Below are 15,243 nucleotides of genomic sequence, written 5' to 3'. Positions count from 1 at the left end.
AAAACCAGAGAAGCTAGCCTCTCTGGTTTAAATAATATTTTTTAAATCTGTCAACCTATTTTAGGACGACTCAAAGCTATGGGGGAATGATGATTTTTTTAACGCCAGAAGTATGGATGTATTTATATCTAAGCTTAGAAAAAAATTACAGAATGATCCCAACATTCAGATTGTTAATATAAGAGGCTATGGTTATAAATTGATTTGTTAAAGACTTTTGTAATTTATTTTTTTATGTAATTTTACATGTTGAAATTTGTAAATTATGCATGTAGCTATTGCCGGTAACATTGGCGCAGGAAAAACCACTCTAACAAAATTATTAGCAAAACATTACAATTGGGAACCCCATTACGAGTCTGTAGATGAAAATCCTTATTTAGATGATTTTTATGGCGAAATGGAACGCTGGTCTTTTAATTTACAAGTATATTTCTTAAACAGTCGTTTTCGTCAAATTTTAGAACTTCGTAAAACCGGAAAGAAAATAATTCAAGATAGAACTATTTACGAAGATGCCCATATTTTTGCTCCTAACTTACATGCAATGGGTTTAATGACCAATAGAGATTATAGCAATTATAGCTCTTTATTTGAACTCATGGAAAACTTAGTTACTCCACCCGACTTACTTATTTATTTACGTGCCGATATATCAACATTGGTAGGGCAAATACATAAAAGAGGTAGAGAATATGAGAACTCAATTAGTATTGATTATTTAAGCAGACTTAATGAACGTTATGAAGCTTGGATTTCAACGTATGACAAAGGTAAACTTCTTATTATTGATGTAGATAACTTAGATTTTGTTGAAAACCAAGAAGATTTAGGAACCATCATTGATAAAATTGATGCTCAAATAAACGGACTATTCTAGTTCGTTTATTTTATATTCTTTTTCATTTTACAGAAAAACACTAGGCTTTTTCAATAGTAATGGTGTAAAAGAGTCTATGCTATCAGTTAAATACATCTTTATAGTTTTTCAACCTTAGCTATCTTCTTTTAAATTCGCTTAATAAAATTGCAGTAGCAGTAGCTACATTTAAACTCTCAGTTTGTTGTATTTCACCAAAACGAGGAATCGTTAATTTATATCTTATCTTTGCATTAACCTCTGCAGAAATACCATTGGCTTCATTCCCCATTACTAAAACAGCTTTTTCAGGTAAGGTTGACTCATACACATTAGCCCCATCCATATCTGCTGTATATACAGGCTCATTAACATTTTCTATATAATCCGGTAAATCAGTATAAACAACGGTTACACGTGTTAAAGACCCCATAGTAGCCTGAACTACCTTTTGATTATAACAATCAACAGTATTTAAAGAACATACAAGCTTAGTAACCCCAAACCAATCACATAAACGAATAATAGTTCCTAAATTTCCGGGATCATTAACGCCATCTAATGCTAAAATAAAATCGCTATGATTAGTATCTTCTCTTTCCGGAATTTTAAACAGTGCTAAAACCTTATTAGGCGTTTTTAATGTGCTTATTTTTTTTAGTTCGGTTTCCGTAATCATAAACACCGATAGTGACGAGTTATTAAAATCTAATGTTTCATCTGTACAGTATATTTGATAAACCTCTAAATCAGACGCTAATAACTCTTTTACCACTTTTATACCTTCGGCAACAAATAATTTATACTTTTGCCTATACTTTTTTTGTTGTAAACTAGTTATCAGTTTTATATTGTTTTTAGATAAACTCATTAAATAATATTTAACACTTTAACCCTCAAAAAAATAGTATTTTTGGTAATTAAATTCGCGCTGTAAAGTTAATGAAAAAACTCTCTTTTTATTTTTTATTACTGGTTATATTCGGGTCGTGTAGTACCATAAAATATGTTAAAGAGAATGAACAGCTTCTTGTAAAGAATACTATTTATGTTGATAGCGTAAAAACATCTGACAAAGAATTGAATGAACTTTTAATTCAGCGTCCTAATGAAAAAACCTTCAACCTACTACCTTTAGCACTATATTTTTACAACTTCGGAAATCCTGAAGGGCCAAAAACGCCAAGTGAATGGGGTAAAAAACACCCAAAAACTTATAATTTTTTCAAGAATACTTTTTCAGAAAAACAAAGTATTGCCGTTGCCAAATCTGCCATAAACTTTAATAACTGGTTTTTAAAAAGTGGACAACCTCCCGTTATTATAGATGATAAAAAAACAGACATTACCTTAAGAAACTTAAAAACGTATTATCAAAACGAAGGGTACTTCAAAACAAAATTAAGAGCAGAAAAAGATACTGTATCTCATAAAAAAGGAAAAATAACTTACTATGTTGAAAAAGGAAAACCGCTTTTTTTAGATACCATTTTTAAAGATATTAAATCTCCTGTTTTGGATTCTATTTACAAAATCAGTAAAGAAAAAAGCTTTTTAAAAACTGAACAACAATATAAAGATCAGAATTTTATTAACGAGGCTAACAGGTTAACTAAACTATTCAGAAATAATGGTATTTATCATTTTGATAAAAATGAAAGTATTGATTTTTATGTTGCTGATACCGCTAGTTACAAAACAAATGTTGAGTTGGTTATTTCTGACAGAGTGGTAGAACAAAGCGGTAAATATTTATCAAAACCATATCAGGTACAAAAAATCAAAAATATTAATGTATATACTGATTATACCTATAGTAAAAAAGACGATGTTTACACGGATACGGTAACCTATAATAACATACGCTTTTTTGCCTATGATAAATTAAAATACAATCCTAAATACTTATCACAATCATTATTTATCAAACCAAACTCTGTTTATAGTGACACCTTAAGAAACTTAACAAGAACTCATTTAAGAGGGTTAAAAAATTTCAAAACTACTTCCATTCGTTTCAACGAATTGAATGACCATGAATTAGAAGCTAATATTTTTCTAACTCCAACGGAGAAATACACCTTAGGATTTGATACAGAATTAGCTCGTTCTAACATCAGAAACTTTGATATTTCCGGTAAATTTTCTTTAACTAACAGAAATACATTTAGAGGGGCCGAAATTTTCAGAATCTCAACTCACGGAGCATACTTTAACTCAAATAACGGTCCCGGTTGGGAAATTGGTAGTGATATTTCACTAGAAATTCCTCGCTTTGTTGCTCCGTTCGGGTTACACAAATTTGTTCCTAAGCGAATGTTTCCTAAAACAAAATTTTACGGAGGTATTAACATTCAAAAAAACATAGGATTAGACAAACAAAACATAACTGTTGGTATTGATTATAAATGGAATTTTAATACCAAAAAAACAATTCAGTTAGAACTACTCAATGCACAATACATCCGTAATTTAAATGTTGAAAACTATTTTTCAATTTATAATTCTGAATATAAAAAACTACAAAGTATAGGAGAAGCCTATAAAGCGTATGACCCTAGTTTTCAATTCCCCCCTAGTGCTTCTGCAGATAATTTTAGTTTAATAATTAATCGTGCTGATCTTATATTAGGAAATAAAGCTTTTGCTAATTCAAATCCAGCAGACTATTTACAATTATTAAATATATATGAGCGATATCAGATTGTTACTTCTGACTTCTTAATACCTGAAATTGCATATAGCTTTACCTACAACAATCAAAAAAACCTTAAAGATCAGAACTTCTCTTTTTTTAGAGTTAGAATTGCTAACTCAGGTAATGTCATGGGATTACTTTCTAAACAAGAAAATGAATTCAACCAAAAAACCGTATTCAAAATACCGGTGGCTCAATATTTTAAAACAGATATTGAATATAAAAAATACTGGAATTTAAGCGGTAACTCTGTTCTGGCGCACAGAACATTTCTCGGAGCTATTTTTACTTATAATAAATCGGATGTTCCTTTCTCCAGAAGTTATTTCGCTGGAGGTTCTAATGATATCAGATCATGGAGAACCTATGCATTAGGCCCAGGTACCAGATCTCCAGGACTTGAATACAATATAGGGAGTCTTAAGTTTTTAAGTAGTCTGGAATACAGGTTTGACATACTAGGTCCGCTTAAAGGAGCTTTATTTGTTGATGCCGGAAATATATGGGACATTACGGGATCTGAATTTATAGATGAAGCAGCCAAATTTGACAGCTTTAAATCACTTTCTGATATTGCTGTAGGAGGCGGTTTTGGAGTACGTTATGACTTTAAATTTTTAATAGCTCGTCTAGATTTAGGTTTTAAAATGCATGAGCCATATGAAACTAGTAATAATAGATGGTTTCATAATTTTAACTTCTCAAGTTCTGTACTAAACATAGGAATTAACTACCCATTCTAACAAAAACGTTGTAGTAAAAAATTAACCGTACTTGGTTAAAAAAACGTAGATTTGTCATTTAATAACAACCATAAACTAAAAAATAACACAATGATAAAAGCTGGAGTTGCCACTGGTAAAGAAGTTCAGGAAATCTTCAAATTAGCTAAAGAAAAAAACTTTGCATTGCCTGCTGTAAATGTTGTAGGCTCAAATACTGTAAATGCGGTTTTAGAAACTGCTAAAGAACTAAATTCACCTGTTATAATTCAGTTTTCAAACGGAGGTGCGCAATTCAATGCCGGAAAAGGGTTGTCTAATGAAAATGAAAAAGCAGCAATAGCCGGAGCAATAGCTGGAGCTAAACACATTCATTTATTAGCAGAAGCTTATGGTATTCCTGTAATTTTACACACAGATCATGCTGCCAAAAAATTATTACCTTGGATTGATGGTTTATTAGATGCCAGTGAAAAACATTTTACTGAAACCGGTAAACCTTTATATAGTTCTCACATGATTGATTTAAGTGAAGAACCATTAGAAGAAAATATTGAAATTTGTAAAGAATACCTTGCTCGTATGAGTAAAATGGGTATGACTTTAGAAATTGAATTAGGAATCACCGGTGGTGAAGAAGATGGTGTTGATAATACTGATGTAGATAGCTCTAAACTATATACGCAACCGGAAGAAGTTGCCTATGCTTATGAAGAATTAATGAAAGTAAGTGACCAATTTACTATTGCAGCTGCTTTTGGTAATGTACATGGAGTTTACAAACCTGGAAATGTAAAATTAACTCCAAAAATCTTAAAAAATTCTCAAGAATATATTTCAGAAAAATACAACGTTCCTCAAAATACAATCGACTTTGTATTCCACGGAGGATCTGGTTCTACTGTAGAAGAAATTAGAGAAGCTATTGGTTATGGTGTTATCAAAATGAACATAGATACAGACTTACAATATGCTTTTACTGAAGGAGTTCGTGATTATATGAAAGATAAATCAGCATATTTACAATCACAAATAGGAAACCCTGAAGGTGATGATGTTCCTAACAAAAAACACTACGATCCACGTAAATGGTTACGTGAAGGAGAACTTACTTTTAAAACCCGATTAAAACAGGCTTTTGAGGATTTAAACAACGTAAATACATTATCATAATATTTTTTTAGATATTTGCATCGGAAAAAGCTATAAAGCAAACTGAAAAAGAAAGCCAAATTAGTAAACAAATAACTAAAGACAATTTATTATGGCTTGGTTTAAACGTAAAGATAAAGGAATTCAAACCCCAACCGAGGAAAAAAAAGACACGCCTAAAGGGTTATGGTATAAAACCCCTAGTGGAAAAATAATTGACACTGACGAATTAAAAAGAAACTTATATGTAAGTCCTGAAGATGGTTATCATGTTCGTATAGGTAGTAAGGAGTACTTTGAATTGTTTTTTGACAATGGTGAATTTAAAGAGTTAGATGCTAAACTTTCTGCTAAAGACCCTTTAAAATTTGAAGATACCATGAAATATCCTGAGCGATTAAAAGAAGCTCAGAAAAAAACTGGGTTAAAGGATGCTGTTAGAACAGCCGTAGGAAAATCATTAGGTAAAGATTTAGTAATTGCTGCTATGGACTTTGCTTTTATCGGTGGTTCTATGGGAAGTGTTGTAGGAGAAAAAATTGCTCGTGCTATTGATTACTCTATAGAAAAAAACATCCCTTTCTTAATGATTTCTAAATCAGGAGGAGCTCGTATGATGGAAGCTTCTTTATCTTTAATGCAATTAGTAAAAACTTCTGCAAAATTAGCGCAATTAGCCAATGCTAAAGTTCCGTACATATCATTATGTACAGATCCTACTACAGGAGGAACAACTGCTTCTTTTGCTATGTTAGGAGACATTAACATCGCAGAACCAAATGCGTTAATAGGATTTGCCGGACCTCGTGTAGTAAAAGACACTACTGGTAAAGACTTACCGGAAGGTTTTCAGCGTTCAGAATTTTTATTAGAACATGGATTTTTAGATGCTATTTACGAACGTAAAGACTTAAAAAAACAGGTTAACTTGTATTTAGATTTAATACAAAACCAACCTATAAGAGCATAAATCAAAAGCCAGCTTTCGCTGGCTTTCTTTTTCCCCTAAAAATATTACCTTTCCATATAAGGTAAGGCAAAGCCTTGAAATTACTAATTATTTATTAATTCCCCTAGAAATAAAAGAAATTTCATCTTCTTTAAGACGCTATTTACAGCCAAAGGTTTAATTTATTTTAAACAAATTATTATTTGATAGTTTCTATCTCTTAATCAAAAAATAATTGTACATTTGCGGCTTCAATGTAAGAACATTGAATACATAATAATCATTTAATATAATATTGGCATGTATTTAACCAAAGAATTAAAACAAGAAATTTTTGCTAAACACGGTAAAGGAACTAACGATACCGGTACTGCAGAAGGACAAATCGCTTTGTTTACTTTTAGAATTAATCACTTAACAGAGCACTTAAAAGTTAATCGTAAAGACTTCAACACTGAACGTTCATTAGTTAAAATGGTAGGAAAGCGTAGAAGTTTGCTAGATTACTTAAAGAAAAAAGATATCAACAGATATCGTGCGATTATCAAAGAATTAAACATCAGAAAATAATCCTTAAAAAGAGGCAGGAAATTCCTGCCTCTTTTTTATTGTACATAATTCGATAATTTTAGTTACTTTTAAAACAAATTCTTTTTCATTAAGAATCTAATTTAAAAGTTTTTATACTTCCATTGAAACAACAACAAACACAACACAACAACACACGAACAACAAATTAAAATTTTTAGAAAAAACATTTATGATTCCAAAAGTATTTAACCAAGTCATAGAACTTGGAGATGGAAGAACCATTACACTAGAAACTGGAAAATTAGCAAAACAAGCAGATGGTTCTGTTGTTGTAAGAATGGGAGATACTATGTTATTAGCAACTGTTGTATCAGCAAGAACAGCTGCTCCTGGTATTGACTTTTTACCATTAACGGTTGATTACCGTGAAAAATTTGCTGCTGCAGGTCGTTACCCAGGTGGTTTTATGAAACGTGAAGCGAGACCTAGTAATGAAGAAATTTTAACAATGCGTTTAGTTGACCGTGTTTTACGTCCATTATTCCCAAAAGATTACCATGCAGAAACCCAAGTTATGATTCAATTAATGTCTCATGACGAAAACGTAATGCCAGATGCTTTAGCAGGTTTAGCTGCCTCAGCTGCTATTCAATTATCTGATATTCCTTTCGAAGCTCCTATTTCTGAGGTTCGAGTAGCTAGAATTAACGGTGAATTAGTAATCAACCCAAGTGCAAAACAATTAAAAGAAGCAGATATTGATTTAATGGTAGGAGCTTCTGCTGATTTTGTTGCCATGGTTGAAGGTGAGATGGATGAAGTTTCTGAAGAAGAAATGGCAGAAGCTATCAGATTTGCTCATGAAGCTATTAAAGTTCAATGTGAGGCTCAAACCGCATTAGCAGAGGCAGTGGGTAAAAAAGAAGTTCGCGAGTATGAAGGAGAGGCTGAAAATGAAGAATTAGCGGCTAAAATTCATGAAGCAACTTACCAAAAATGTTACGATATTGCTAAAAAAGGAACTTCAAAACAAGAAAGAGGCTTAGCTTTTTCTGAAGTAAAAGATGAAGTTATGGCAATGTTTACCGAAGAAGAATTAGAAGAATACGGTGATTTAGTTGGAAAATACTTCGGAAAATCACATAAAGCTGCCGTTAGAGATTTAACTTTAAACGAAGGTTTACGTTTAGATGGACGTACAACTACTGATATCAGACCAATTTGGTGTGAAGTTGATTATTTACCAAGAGCTCACGGTTCATCTATTTTTACTCGTGGGGAAACTCAAGCCTTAGCAACGGTTACTTTAGGTACTTCAAGAGATGCTAACATGGTAGATACGCCAACTGTTCAAGATGAAGAGCGTTTTTATTTACATTATAACTTCCCTCCTTTCTCTACAGGAGAAGCTCGCCCATTAAGAGGAACTTCTCGTCGTGAGATAGGACATGGTAACTTAGCACAACGTGCTTTAAAAGGAATGGTTCCTGCTGATTGTCCGTACACAATCAGAGTTGTTTCTGAAGTCTTAGAATCTAATGGTTCTTCTTCTATGGCAACCGTTTGTTCTGGTACAATGGCCTTAATGGATGCAGGTGTGCAAATGAAAAAACCTGTTTCAGGTATTGCTATGGGATTAATTTCTGACGGAGAGCGTTATGCTGTATTATCGGATATTTTAGGTGATGAAGATCATTTAGGTGATATGGACTTTAAAGTAACCGGAACTGCTGATGGAATTACAGCTTGTCAAATGGATATTAAAATTAAAGGTTTATCATACGAAATTTTAGTAAATGCATTAAAGCAAGCTCGTGAAGGTCGTTTACATATATTAGAAAAGTTAACAGACACCATTGCTAAGCCAAATGAAAATGTTAAACCACATGCTCCTAAAATTGTTACTGTTAGAGTTGCCGGAGAATATATTGGAGCTATTATTGGCCCTGGAGGAAAACATATTCAAGAGTTACAAAAACAAACTGAAACAACAATTGTTATTAATGAAGACGAGGCTACAGAAGAAGGAATTGTTGAAATTTTAGGTACTAACCAACAAGGAATTGATGCTGTTTTAGCAAGATTAAAAGCAATAGTGTTTAAACCGGAAAAAGGAAACGTTTACGAAGTAAAAGTTGTTAAGGTTTTAGAGTTTGGGGCTGTTGTTGAATATTTAGCTGCACCTGGTAATGAAGTTTTATTACATATTTCAGAACTAGCTTGGGAAAGAACAAATAATGTTACTGATGTTGTAAACCTTGGTGATGTATTTGAAGTTAAGTACCTTGGTGTAGACCCTAAAACACGTAAAGAAAAGGTTTCTAGAAAAATGTTATTACCTAGACCTCCTAGACAGGATAAAAACCCAAGAGAAAATAATAATAAAGAAGCATAAACTTCATTGTTATAAAAATTAAAAGGCTACCAAAAACTGGTAGCCTTTTTAAATTAAGAGATTTTTGTGAAATTTAAGATCATAATTCCCCAATTAAGACCCTAGCAAAAAACCTTACTCTATTAAGAAATTCGTATATAAAACAATTGAAAAAGTAAATACCCTACTTTTAAAAAATAAATTATTTACTTTTTTTGCTCAAATTGCTTTTCTTTTATTTTTCTTTGCAGTCTACAAATGAAAATACAACGAATTACATACCTTTCATTAGGAACCAACCAAGGGAATAAGCTAGAAAACCTACAAAAAGCAATTCAACAAATTGCTACAAAAATAGGTTCTGTGCTTAAAGTAGCTTCAGTTTATGAAACTCCTTCATGGGGCTTTAACAGCACTAACTTTTATAATACTTGTATAAAAGTATCTACATATTTGCCTCCTGATACTCTTATTGAAGAACTTCTTAAAATTGAAAAGGATTTAGGGCGAATTAGAAATGACAAAGACGGATATTCTGATAGAAATATAGATATTGATATTCTTCTTTTTGATGATGAAATTATTTTTTCAAAAAACTTAATTGTTCCACACCCCAGAATGTTGGAACGTAAGTTTGCTTTAGCTCCGTTAGCTGAAATTGCAAAAAATGTAATTCATCCTATAGAAAAAGTTAAACTGAGCACCTGTTTAGAAAATTGTACCGATACTTCTGAAATAACAACAATTCAAGAAAAGTTAAAGCGTCCTATTCCTATTACTGAAAAATATAATTATATAGCCATAGAGGGTAATATTGGAGCCGGAAAAACATCTTTAACTAAAATGATGGCTGATGAGTTTAATGCTAAAATAGTTTTAGAACGTTTTGCAGACAATCCATTCTTACCTAAATTTTATGATGACAATGAGCGCTATGCTTTTCCGTTAGAAATGAGTTTTTTGGCAGATCGTTATCAGCAGCTGACAGATGATTTAGCTCAATTTGACCTATTTAAAAATTTTATAGTTTCAGATTATTATATTTTTAAATCATTGATTTTTGCACAAATCACCCTACAAAAAGATGAATATACTTTGTATAGAAAAATGTTTGATTTGATGTATAAAGAAATTACAAAACCTGATTTGTATGTGTATTTATATCAAAACACAGAGCGTTTACTACAAAATATTAAAAAGAGAGGAAGAGATTATGAGCAGAATATTGAAGCTGGTTATTTACAAAAAATCCATGACGGATATATTAACTTTATAAAAACGCAGCAACAGAACTTAAATGTTTTAATTATTGATGTTTCTAATCTTGATTTTGTTAATAATACTGATGATTACGAACACATTATTAATCTCATAAAAAACCATTAAAAAAGCTGTCTATTGACAGCTTTTTTTATTTCTTGATTAACTCCAGCTTTTCTGCAAAATAATCACAAAAATCACGCATAGTAGCGCTCATTTTTTCATCATTAGTTGCTCTTTCAAAAGTATTAGCCATTGAAACTAGCGTTTGATGATAAAACTGTTTCATTTCATCTACAGGCATATCTTTCGTCCATAAGTCAATACGTAATGTATCTTTTTTCTTATGATCCCATACAGATAACATAATAGCTTTTGACGGTTCATTGTTAATACCTCCATCTTCTGCATTCCATGAAATTTCTTCCGGAACTCTATTTTCATCAAGTCCTACTGTAAATGTAATTTTTGATTTATGTGCAATACTCATTATTGTCTTGGTTTGTATTTAGATTTTTTAAAGATATCCTCTTCTTTTGTTCTTATTAACTCATGCAAAGATACGTCATTATTTTTCATATAAGATCTTACAATCTGCCATCCTACCCACTCTCCTATTCGTCCGGGAGATAAATTATCTTCTCCCGTATAAAATTTCGAAAAAGGTGCTATATCCAAAAATCTTCTATCTAAACTTTTATCTGTACTAAACAGTAAATCCTTCCCTATAAAATATTGCCATATTTGCTCTTCATTATGTACTGCCCATTCATATTTAGTTTCAGAATATCCTATTTTTTCTTTATCGGCAACTTCAGGCAAATACCTATCTAGTAAGTATAGCTTTTTACCTTTATAAATCATTTTATCAATAAATGTTCTATTATTTTCAGGTAATACCTGTTTATTAATAATACTATTTGCTATATCAACAATAATATGATTCTTTTGATTGTTTTGTTTTACATACGCCGGATAGTCTCCGTAAAACTCATGGTTTTCTCCTAAATAAGCGTCTAAAGAAATGAACAATAAACTATCTGCATACACTACTCTATTTTCATAGTCTATATTAGTCAACATTGTGATGGTTCTAGGGCTTTTAAACTTAGGATTGTAATATTTTATATGCTTAAATAAAGAGGTTAATTCGGCATGTAAGTCATCTATAGTAGCGTATACTTTCTGAGTTTCAGCATACAACTCAAGCTCGTCTTTATTTTTTCTTTTTTGAGTCCAAACGGTATCTTGTATAGTCTTTGGAAATAAAAAAGGATATTCTTGTTTTAGTTTACTAAGCTCTTTTTGATTATTATAAAAATCAACATCAAATCTATCTAAGTTAAAAGTAACCTCTGTGTTAGATACATCTATTTTCTTTGTGTCATTTTTTGCACAAGAAACCAGGATTACAGCTAAAAAAAGGGCAAAAATTTTTCGCATTAACTTTACTATATTTACATTTAAATTTTACAACGTCGAAATTACTAAAATAGTTTCATCAAGAAAAAAAATCACACCTAACAAAAAATAAACAAAATGAATACACCTAAAGTTGTTGAACATATTGTAGAATGGTTAAAAGAATATGCTATAAATGCTAAAGTAAATGGATTTGTAATAGGTATTTCAGGAGGAATAGATAGCGCAGTTACCTCTACTTTGTGTGCAAAAACCGGACTACCAACTTTATGTGTTGAACTTCCTATTCATCAAGCTCAAAGCCAAGTAAGCAGAGCTAATGAACATATCAAATCATTAAAAGAACGCTTTAGCAATGTTAGTGAAGCCGAGGTGAATTTAACCAGTACTTTTGAAGATTTTAAAAATGTGGTTCCACCTGTTGCTGCTTCTCCAAAAGTAGATTTAGCATTGGCTAATACACGTGCTCGTTTACGTATGACTACTTTATATTATTTTGCCGGATTGCATGGACTTTTAGTTGCCGGAACCGGAAATAAAGTTGAAGATTTCGGAGTAGGTTTTTTTACCAAATATGGTGATGGTGGAGTAGATTTAAGCCCTATTGCTGATTTAGTAAAATCAGAAGTATATGAATTAGCAGCATATTTAGATGTTCCTGAATCTATTCAAGAAGCACAGCCTACCGATGGTTTATTTGGTGACAGCAGAACTGATGAAGACCAAATTGGTGCTTCATACGACGAGTTAGAATGGGCCATGAATATGCAGGCAAAAGGAAAAACAGAAAATGATTTTACCGGAAGAGAGTTAGAAGTATACAATATATACACACGTCTAAACCGAATAAATCAACATAAAATGATACCGATACCTGTTTGTGAAATTCCAAGCGAATTAAAGTAAATTAACAGATATCATTTGCTGTTTTATCTTTTTGTATGCTTGCTTTTTTTTACCGTTAGAAATTTTAAAGGGGAGTAAAATAACTAGCCTAATAAGCTCGAAAAATTGTAGCAACTTTCTCATAATGTATAATTTGATTTCTTGTTCTTTTCGGCTGCTAATGTACAAAAAATAAACAGAATAGCATATTATAAACTCAAAGGAAAAAACTCCTTTTTTGAAATTCTACTTTAAATCACTCTGTTAAGCTTTTCAAAAAGGAGTTTTTTTAACTCTGTATAATTGCGTATTTCCTCTAAATCAGGCGCTACTTGTTCTTTTTGAATATCTTCTAAAATACCTTGAATTTTCTTTTCAATTAATACACGTCTTAAGTTTAAAATAGCATCTGTTACTAGCTTTGGTAATATTTTTACCGTTTCGGTTACAAATACTTCTTTTTTTTCCCAGTTACTCAAAATATACTTTTCTTCATCCATTAATATATTGGTAACTAAGCTTGATATTTCTGTATTTTCATGCATTATAAGCTCATCAATTACCACCTTTTCTCTTTGGTTTAATTGATTTACTAATTCTTGATAAGTTAATCTGAATAATTCATTAGAAAACTCTATTTCATCATCTTGTAAATTCAAGTACAATTCATTGAACACTGTACTTTGGTACTCTTCTTTTTCAAGCATTGGGCGTCCGTGCTTATCATATGCATCTACCCAATTAATGAATTCAACAATTTCGTTTCCGTAGATTAAGAGTATTCTTATTATTTCTTTTTCAAGAATGGTTAACTGATCTATTTTTTGAGTTTGTTTTCCGGCTACCTTTCCTTTTACCAACTCCATTTGCCCGTTACTTCTTTGTAACGTTTCAGTTGCAGCGGATCTTGACATTAAAGTTGAATCAGCACTAGTACCACCTCTTAACCCGCTTTTATTCATTAATTGGGCTAGTTCACTAAACAAAACTTGCTCAGAAATATCCATAATCCTAGCACATTCTTGTACGTAAACTTCACGCTGAATTCCGTCGGGGATTTTTGAAATACTGGTAACAATATCACGAATCAGTCCTGCTTTTTTCACCGGATCATTCTTCGCATCTTGCATTAATAAAGAAACTTTAAACTCTATAAAATCTTGCGCTTTTTCTTCTAAATATGTTTTTAATTCGGCACTGGAATGAGATTTAGCAAAGCTATCCGGATCTTCACCTTCCGGAAAAGACACCACTCGAACATTCATTCCTTGCTCTAAAATTAAATCAATACCTCTAATAGATGCTCGTATTCCGGCAGCATCTCCATCAAAAAGTACGGTTATATTTTTTGTTAACCTGTTAATTAATCGTATTTGATCCGGAGTTAAAGCTGTTCCTGATGAAGCTACCACATTTTCAACTCCTGCTTGATGAAATGAAATAACATCTGTATAACCTTCCACTAAAAAACAATTGTCTTGCCTAGCTATTTCTTTCTTAGCATGATAAAGTCCGTAGAGGATTTTACTTTTATGATAAATTTCACTTTCCGGAGAATTCAGGTATTTAGCCGCCTTTTTATCGTTGGTTAAAATTCTACCTCCAAACCCTAGAATTCTTCCGGACATACTGTGTATAGGAAACATTACACGTCCCTTAAACCTATCAAACTTCTTGTCTTCTGTTCCTCCTTCTTTAACAATGGTTAACCCGGTTTCTTTTAAATATTTTAAATCATATCCTTTTGCTAAAGCTGCATTGGTAAAATTATCCCATTCGTCTTTACAATATCCCAGGTCAAACTTTTCAATAATATCCTCTCTAAAGCCTCTTTCTTTAAAATAAGACAAACCAATGGCTCTTCCCGTTTGCGTGTTCATTAACACATCATGAAAGTAGTCTTTGGCAAATTTTGATACCAAAAACATACTTTCTCTTTCATTTAACTGTTGCTTTTGCTCGTCAGATTGTTCAGTTTCTTCAATTTCAATATTGTATTTTTTAGCCAGCCACCTTATTGCTTCAGGATAGGTATAATGCTCATGTTCCATTAAAAATGACACAGAGTTCCCCCCTTTACCCGTACTAAAATCTTTCCAAATTTGCTTAACCGGTGATACAACAAAAGACGGCGTTTTTTCATCTGTAAAAGGACTTAGCCCTTTAAAATTACTACCCGCCTTTTTTAATTGCACAAACTCTCCGATTACCTCTTCTACTCTGGCAACTTCAAAAACTTTATCTATGGTTTGTTGGGTTATCATATCATTTTAAATAAGACAGGCAAAGATAATGCTTTTAAGCATCTACAACTTCTAAAAGCGTCTAAGTATAATTTTAATTGGCTAAAAGTATATAAATATATAAATTTGACCCAAAATCTCCTTAATT

General features: G+C 31.8%; 12 protein-coding genes and 1 pseudogene. 9 read left to right on the top strand and 4 right to left on the bottom strand.

Annotated features, from left to right (window positions below; all coding sequences use genetic code 11):
* Positions 1-70: 70 nt before the first annotated feature.
* Together ACQY1Q_RS14555 and ACQY1Q_RS14550 are read left to right on the top strand one after the other, a co-directional pair.
* A pseudogene (locus tag ACQY1Q_RS14555) lies at positions 71-211 on the top strand (winged helix-turn-helix domain-containing protein); the annotation flags it as partial.
* Between the two features lie 54 nt (positions 212-265).
* Entirely contained in the window at positions 266-880 is a 615-nt protein-coding gene (locus ACQY1Q_RS14550) for a deoxynucleoside kinase (RefSeq protein WP_431006052.1), read from the top strand.
* Positions 881-998: 118 nt separating this feature from the next.
* Here the strand turns inward: ACQY1Q_RS14550 and ACQY1Q_RS14545 are convergent, their stop codons facing one another.
* Positions 999-1,730, bottom strand: coding sequence for a TrmH family RNA methyltransferase (locus tag ACQY1Q_RS14545; RefSeq protein WP_431006051.1), 732 nt, complete (start codon positions 1,728-1,730; stop codon positions 999-1,001).
* Positions 1,731-1,801: 71 nt separating this feature from the next.
* On the opposite strand from ACQY1Q_RS14545, the gene ACQY1Q_RS14540 reads away from it, so the two are divergent.
* The 6 genes from ACQY1Q_RS14540 to folK all read left to right on the top strand — a co-directional run bounded on the left by ACQY1Q_RS14540 (position 1,802) and on the right by folK (position 10,671).
* The gene (locus tag ACQY1Q_RS14540; protein ID WP_431006050.1) at positions 1,802-4,300 is read left to right on the top strand and encodes a BamA/TamA family outer membrane protein; all 2,499 of its coding nucleotides are present in this window, start codon (positions 1,802-1,804) and stop codon (positions 4,298-4,300) included.
* A 90-nt stretch (positions 4,301-4,390) separates the two neighbouring features.
* Complete coding sequence (gene fbaA, locus ACQY1Q_RS14535; RefSeq protein WP_431006049.1) at positions 4,391-5,452, top strand: class II fructose-bisphosphate aldolase; 1,062 nt, start codon at positions 4,391-4,393, stop codon at positions 5,450-5,452.
* A 91-nt stretch (positions 5,453-5,543) separates the two neighbouring features.
* On the top strand, positions 5,544-6,401 hold the full coding sequence (gene accD, locus ACQY1Q_RS14530) for an acetyl-CoA carboxylase, carboxyltransferase subunit beta (RefSeq protein WP_431006048.1): 858 nt from the start codon (positions 5,544-5,546) through the stop codon (positions 6,399-6,401).
* A gap of 279 nt (positions 6,402-6,680) precedes the next feature.
* Entirely contained in the window at positions 6,681-6,950 is a 270-nt protein-coding gene (gene rpsO / locus ACQY1Q_RS14525) for a 30S ribosomal protein S15 (protein ID WP_431006047.1), read from the top strand.
* A 190-nt stretch (positions 6,951-7,140) separates the two neighbouring features.
* Positions 7,141-9,306: a polyribonucleotide nucleotidyltransferase gene (locus tag ACQY1Q_RS14520; RefSeq protein WP_431006046.1), complete on the top strand. Its 2,166-nt coding sequence runs from the start codon at positions 7,141-7,143 to the stop codon at positions 9,304-9,306.
* Between the two features lie 237 nt (positions 9,307-9,543).
* The gene (folK, locus tag ACQY1Q_RS14515; protein ID WP_431006045.1) at positions 9,544-10,671 is read left to right on the top strand and encodes a 2-amino-4-hydroxy-6-hydroxymethyldihydropteridine diphosphokinase; all 1,128 of its coding nucleotides are present in this window, start codon (positions 9,544-9,546) and stop codon (positions 10,669-10,671) included.
* A 25-nt stretch (positions 10,672-10,696) separates the two neighbouring features.
* Here folK and gldC read toward each other — a convergent pair whose 3' ends face one another.
* Positions 10,697-11,035: a gliding motility protein GldC gene (gene gldC / locus ACQY1Q_RS14510; RefSeq protein ID WP_431006044.1), complete on the bottom strand. Its 339-nt coding sequence runs from the start codon at positions 11,033-11,035 to the stop codon at positions 10,697-10,699.
* The gene (gldB, locus tag ACQY1Q_RS14505; protein ID WP_431006043.1) at positions 11,035-11,988 is read right to left on the bottom strand and encodes a gliding motility lipoprotein GldB; all 954 of its coding nucleotides are present in this window, start codon (positions 11,986-11,988) and stop codon (positions 11,035-11,037) included. The genes gldC and gldB overlap by 1 nt, the downstream gene beginning before the upstream one ends.
* Before the next feature lie 96 nt (positions 11,989-12,084).
* Between gldB and nadE the strand changes: the two genes are divergently transcribed.
* Entirely contained in the window at positions 12,085-12,873 is a 789-nt protein-coding gene (gene nadE / locus ACQY1Q_RS14500; RefSeq protein WP_431006042.1) for an NAD(+) synthase, read from the top strand.
* 230 nt (positions 12,874-13,103) lie between these two features.
* On the opposite strand, the gene dnaG is transcribed toward nadE, so the two are convergent.
* The gene (dnaG, locus tag ACQY1Q_RS14495) at positions 13,104-15,116 is read right to left on the bottom strand and encodes a DNA primase (RefSeq protein WP_431006041.1); all 2,013 of its coding nucleotides are present in this window, start codon (positions 15,114-15,116) and stop codon (positions 13,104-13,106) included.
* Positions 15,117-15,243: the final 127 nt, after the last annotated feature.

It is taken from the genome of Tenacibaculum sp. TC6 (assembly GCF_050606265.1).
GTDB lineage: Bacteria > Bacteroidota > Bacteroidia > Flavobacteriales > Flavobacteriaceae > Polaribacter.
Note: the sequence above shows the minus strand (reverse complement) of the source record. Positions and strands in the feature narration are given on the sequence as shown.

Excerpts from the sequence above, each read along its gene's own strand:
- folK (WP_431006045.1), top strand. The coding sequence starts at position 9,544 with ATGAAAATACAACGAATTACATACCTTTCATTAGGAACCAACCAAGGG.
- ACQY1Q_RS14520 (WP_431006046.1), top strand. The coding sequence starts at position 7,141 with ATGATTCCAAAAGTATTTAACCAAGTCATAGAACTTGGAGATGGAAGA.
- ACQY1Q_RS14550 (WP_431006052.1), top strand. The coding sequence starts at position 266 with ATGCATGTAGCTATTGCCGGTAACATTGGCGCAGGAAAAACCACTCTA.
- ACQY1Q_RS14540 (WP_431006050.1), top strand. The coding sequence starts at position 1,802 with ATGAAAAAACTCTCTTTTTATTTTTTATTACTGGTTATATTCGGGTCG.
- dnaG (WP_431006041.1), bottom strand. The coding sequence starts at position 15,116 with ATGATAACCCAACAAACCATAGATAAAGTTTTTGAAGTTGCCAGAGTA.
- rpsO (WP_431006047.1), top strand. The coding sequence starts at position 6,681 with ATGTATTTAACCAAAGAATTAAAACAAGAAATTTTTGCTAAACACGGT.
- nadE (WP_431006042.1), top strand. The coding sequence starts at position 12,085 with ATGAATACACCTAAAGTTGTTGAACATATTGTAGAATGGTTAAAAGAA.
- fbaA (WP_431006049.1), top strand. The coding sequence starts at position 4,391 with ATGATAAAAGCTGGAGTTGCCACTGGTAAAGAAGTTCAGGAAATCTTC.
- accD (WP_431006048.1), top strand. The coding sequence starts at position 5,544 with ATGGCTTGGTTTAAACGTAAAGATAAAGGAATTCAAACCCCAACCGAG.
- gldB (WP_431006043.1), bottom strand. The coding sequence starts at position 11,988 with ATGCGAAAAATTTTTGCCCTTTTTTTAGCTGTAATCCTGGTTTCTTGT.
- ACQY1Q_RS14545 (WP_431006051.1), bottom strand. The coding sequence starts at position 1,730 with ATGAGTTTATCTAAAAACAATATAAAACTGATAACTAGTTTACAACAA.
- gldC (WP_431006044.1), bottom strand. The coding sequence starts at position 11,035 with ATGAGTATTGCACATAAATCAAAAATTACATTTACAGTAGGACTTGAT.